Below are 3,897 nucleotides of genomic sequence, written 5' to 3'. Positions count from 1 at the left end.
ACGTTACAAACTTCAAGATACTCAGAAAATAGCCATTGAACCGATATTACACTCTCAGAAAGAGGTATTACTACAGGGTGATGAAGAACGTGGAGTCGGGATGATGATCACTTATCCCAATGGAAGCATTGAGCATGTACGCAAGATAAAGCCTGATTATGAAAAGCTACTATCAATGAAATAGAAAAGGAATTATTTCATTTTACATTTTCAAGGAGGAAAAAGTTGAATTCTCTAAATAAAACAGCCCTGTTGCTGCCGACAGTATTTTTGCTTTCCGCCTGTTATGGCAAAACAGATCAGACGCTGTCACCGCCGGAAAATGCCCGGCGCGTGACCTTAGCCGTCAGGGTTCCTGAAGGCATTACACTATTGCCATTGCAAATGCTTTACCGTTCTGAACGGTGCAAGACTAAAAGCTACAACTCGAGTAATGAAGCCTACGAAATTCGCGGATATAACGGTTTTATGCAGGCATTTAGCACGATTGCAAACAGCAATGTCAGGCAGCAACGGATTGCCATTGATGGCGGCGGGCCATGCCAGTGGCGGCTTAATTCCATTAAAGTCAGTTTTAAGATCGCTGATGGCAATCCTCTCGTTAAAGGAAAAGAGGTTTTCGCTACTAATTATATCTTYGAYTTTGATGATTATGGATTCAGTGATGGTTATGGAACAGGAAGAGCAAAAGAGGTTAGTGGCGACCTTGATTTAAAAACTAACTTTTTTCCGATGATATTTATAAATAACTTATTCAAAAGTACGTCATTACAGTTTTTCGGTGGTGATACAGATTACGAGCAATGGACACGCCGTTACAAATCATCTAACACCAATAGGATTTATATTGAACCAATAATCCATATGAATAAACCTGTAATTCTCGAAACTCCAAATCCACCACCAGGAAACACGGTCGCAACTTATCCTGATGGCAGTACTGGAAAAGCAATACATACAAAACCAGATTACGAAAAGCTGCTTTCCATGAAATAACGATGTCATTATGAAGTTACCTTCAGGGAGGAAGAAGTTGAATTTTCTAAATAAAACAGCCCTGTTGCTGCCGACAGTATTTTTGCTTTCCGCCTGTTATGGCAAAACAGATCAGACGCTGTCACCGCCGGAAAATGCCCGGCGAGTAACCATAGCCGTCAGGGKTCCTGAGGGCATTACACTGTTGCCATTGCAAATGCTTTACCGTTCTGAACGGTGCAAGACTAAAAGCTATAACTCGAATAATGAAGCCTATGAAATTCGCGGATATAACGGTTTTATGCAGGCATTCAACCCGCAGGTAAACAGTGATATCAGACAGCAGCGGATTGCTATTGATGGCGGCGGGTCATGCCAGTGGCAACTCAATTCCATTAAAGTCAGTTTTAAGATCGCTGATGGGAATCCCTTGGCAAAGGAAAAAGAGGTTATCGAGACTAATTATATCTTTGATTTCGATGATTATGGTTTCAGTGATGGTTACGGCACCGGAAGGGCAATGGAAGCCAGCGGGGATATTATTTTAAAGACAGATTTTTTCCCAATGGTTACTTATCACATTGATAATACTACTAGCTTGAAATTGTTTGGTGGAGATACTGGATTTAAACAATGGAGACGCAGATATAAACTTTTTAATACACATCGGATACTTGTTGCACCGAATATTCATTTAACAAAAGTTGTTACACTCATTCCGCCTGAACAAAAAGAGGATAGTGATTTTTCAGCGATTTATCCTGATGGGAGTACCGAAAAAATTCCGTATATTTATCCTAATTACGAAAAACTGCTATCCATGAAATAACGAAGTCATTATGAAGTTACCTTCAGGGAGGAAAAAGTTGAATTCTCAGTGTAAATAAAGCCCCGCGGGTCTGCACCGGTGGGGCTTTGTCGCGCGGTGCTGATATCTTAAACCTGCGCCTCCAGCCTCACCCGCTGCTGTTCCATCCCGGTAAAAATAGCGTCTGCCAGTTCAGGAGGAAACGAAGCAGGGAGCTGCCTTGCGACATTTTCAATAACGACCGGTACGAGCTCGATGATCTCATCGATCATGGTTTCTATTTGCCGTTTACCTAACCCGCTCTGCTCGCCCTGCTTAATCCAATGCCTGCGCAGGATCTTGCTGATCAGGTAATAAATTGTCAAAATAATCGCGAACCACATTGCCGCGATGCACCTGATTACCCGGCGTAAACGGCAGGGAAAGAGACAAAGGTCGCCCTTGTGGGTCCTCCGTCCATTCGGGCGAGTACTGTAAACGATCCTCGCCTTTTTGCTTTTCCCAGTACCCCACAGGAATACCGTTCATCCATATCGCTAAACGCTGCTGCGCACGACGCATATCATCACCATTGTTCCTTTCTGGCGGGCGTACTTAAATAATCCGGCTTAATTTCCTCCATAGAGGGTTTTTCAGGATCGGATTGTGAGGAAAACACCATCTCAATACCTAATACATTAAATACCCGAAACAGCCGGTCAAGGCTGGCAGTAGCAGGGTTTGCCTCCAGTCGGGCATATGTCTGCTGGGTCACGCCCAGTTTTTCTGACACATCCTTTTGCGTCAGACCTTTTTCCTTACGGAACCCCACCAGTAACGGACGGAGCTGGTTAAGTGTTTTTAACGGATAGACTGTCTTCATTATGGCGGCTCTGATATCTCTCGTCTTATACAAATTATAAGCTGTATTGAGAACAATACACCCTAAAAGCTGTAAAAACAAAATACAGCCTGCAAGCTGTTAAAGATAAATACAGTTTATAAGCTGTAATTTGCCCACTACTGCCCACTCATGCTCAAATACCGGTTTCACGCCCGGATGAAACCTCATGAAAAAAAGCGAATTTATCGCTCAGGATTTACTGAGCAAGATTTATCAGAACAGCGGATCGCTGCCGGAGAAGTTACCGCCGGAGCGCCAGTTAGCTGAGGAATACGGGGTTTCGCGCTTTACCGTGCGCAAGGCGCTGGAAAAGCTGGTGAGCATCGGGGCGGTGCGCATTGTGCAGGGCTCGGGAATTTACATTAACCCCGGCGTGAGCAGTAATCCGCTGGTCTACAACTCGATCACCGAAAAGAAATTCGCCGAAATCAGCTTTAAAATGCTGGAGCTGCACAAGCGGCGGCCGGATAAAGAAGAGCAGCAGGTTTTCGATCTGAGTGTGGATGATTTTATCTGGGCATTCACCCGTTTGCGGCGTATCAGCCAGCGCAACGTACAGATTGAATACTCCCGTATGCCTGCCCGTGAATTTGGTGATCTGAATCAGAAGACCATCGAACATTCCATTCAGCAATATGTTCTGAGCAAGGGCTATGCGATTTCACATTCCCTCACCCGCTATCAGGCGGTGACAGTCAATAAAGAACAGGCGCACATCCTGGGATGTAAAAAAGGCATTGCCGCCATGCACATTACCAACAGAGGCATTTTGCAGGGCGGCAAAGTTTATGCGTTCAGCGACATTATCGACATCGATTATTCCTGTACCTACGTCATCCCGTTTAATCAGGACAATCTGGCTTTCCGCCAGAAGTAACACCCTGTTGTCAGGGCGTGTGGATCACACCGTCCGGCAGGCGGCTTTGCGTCCATTCATGCGGACGGTACACCACCGGAAATTCTGCCGCAGCCTGGCTGTTAAAGCCCACGCCAATGCCCGCTTCTTCTCCCGGATAGAAATACCCGTTTTCTGGTACCTGCGCACCGGGGAAGACCTGCTGCGTGTTGGCCGGATACGCGACAAATTCCTGAATTGCCGCATTATGCAGATGAATATTCAGATGCGTATTCACGGCTGCACCAATCGGCGTCATATCAGGCGGRCAATGCCACGCCAGTAGCACGCCAAAGCTCTGACAGAAATGCGCCAGTTTTAATGCCGGTGTGATGC

6 protein-coding genes and 2 pseudogenes are annotated in these 3,897 nt (G+C 45.6%); 4 read left to right on the top strand and 4 right to left on the bottom strand.

Going from position 1 to position 3,897, the window contains the following annotated elements; genetic code table 11:
- The 3 genes and pseudogenes from AC1DUO_RS23660 to AC1DUO_RS23650 form a co-directional block, all read left to right on the top strand.
- Window positions 1–184, top strand: a pseudogene (locus tag AC1DUO_RS23660) (hypothetical protein); the annotation flags it as partial.
- A gap of 41 nt (window positions 185–225) precedes the next feature.
- On the top strand, window positions 226–996 hold the full coding sequence (locus AC1DUO_RS23655) for a hypothetical protein (RefSeq protein WP_240433055.1): 771 nt from the start codon (window positions 226–228) through the stop codon (window positions 994–996).
- A gap of 10 nt (window positions 997–1,006) precedes the next feature.
- Window positions 1,007–1,804, top strand: a complete 798-nt coding sequence (locus AC1DUO_RS23650; protein ID WP_477989033.1) for a hypothetical protein — start codon at window positions 1,007–1,009, stop codon at window positions 1,802–1,804.
- Window positions 1,805–1,911: 107 nt separating this feature from the next.
- Here the strand turns inward: AC1DUO_RS23650 and AC1DUO_RS23645 are convergent, their stop codons facing one another.
- The 3 genes and pseudogenes from AC1DUO_RS23645 to AC1DUO_RS23635 all read right to left on the bottom strand — a co-directional run bounded on the left by AC1DUO_RS23645 (window position 1,912) and on the right by AC1DUO_RS23635 (window position 2,645).
- Complete coding sequence (locus AC1DUO_RS23645; protein WP_162906103.1) at window positions 1,912–2,166, bottom strand: type II toxin-antitoxin system HipA family toxin; 255 nt, start codon at window positions 2,164–2,166, stop codon at window positions 1,912–1,914.
- A pseudogene (locus tag AC1DUO_RS23640) lies at window positions 2,123–2,344 on the bottom strand (HipA N-terminal domain-containing protein); the annotation flags it as partial. The gene AC1DUO_RS23645 and the pseudogene AC1DUO_RS23640, both read right to left, overlap by 44 nt.
- Window positions 2,345–2,348: 4 nt before the next feature.
- The gene (locus tag AC1DUO_RS23635) at window positions 2,349–2,645 is read right to left on the bottom strand and encodes a helix-turn-helix domain-containing protein (RefSeq protein WP_119262373.1); all 297 of its coding nucleotides are present in this window, start codon (window positions 2,643–2,645) and stop codon (window positions 2,349–2,351) included.
- A gap of 187 nt (window positions 2,646–2,832) precedes the next feature.
- Here AC1DUO_RS23635 and AC1DUO_RS23630 point away from each other — a divergent pair, with 187 nt between their 5' ends.
- A complete protein-coding gene (locus AC1DUO_RS23630) occupies window positions 2,833–3,543 on the top strand; it encodes a GntR family transcriptional regulator (protein ID WP_037032703.1) in 711 nt (236 codons plus the stop codon).
- A 10-nt stretch (window positions 3,544–3,553) separates the two neighbouring features.
- Here AC1DUO_RS23630 and AC1DUO_RS23625 read toward each other — a convergent pair.
- Window positions 3,554–3,897, bottom strand: a 344-nt coding sequence (locus tag AC1DUO_RS23625; RefSeq protein WP_477989030.1) for an enolase C-terminal domain-like protein, incomplete at its 5' end; no start/stop codon positions are given.

The sequence above is a fragment of the Rahnella sp. P4_A8 genome, from assembly GCF_056402435.1.
The sequence above is the reverse complement of the archived record's forward strand: the minus strand, read 5'-3'. Positions and strand labels throughout refer to the sequence as shown.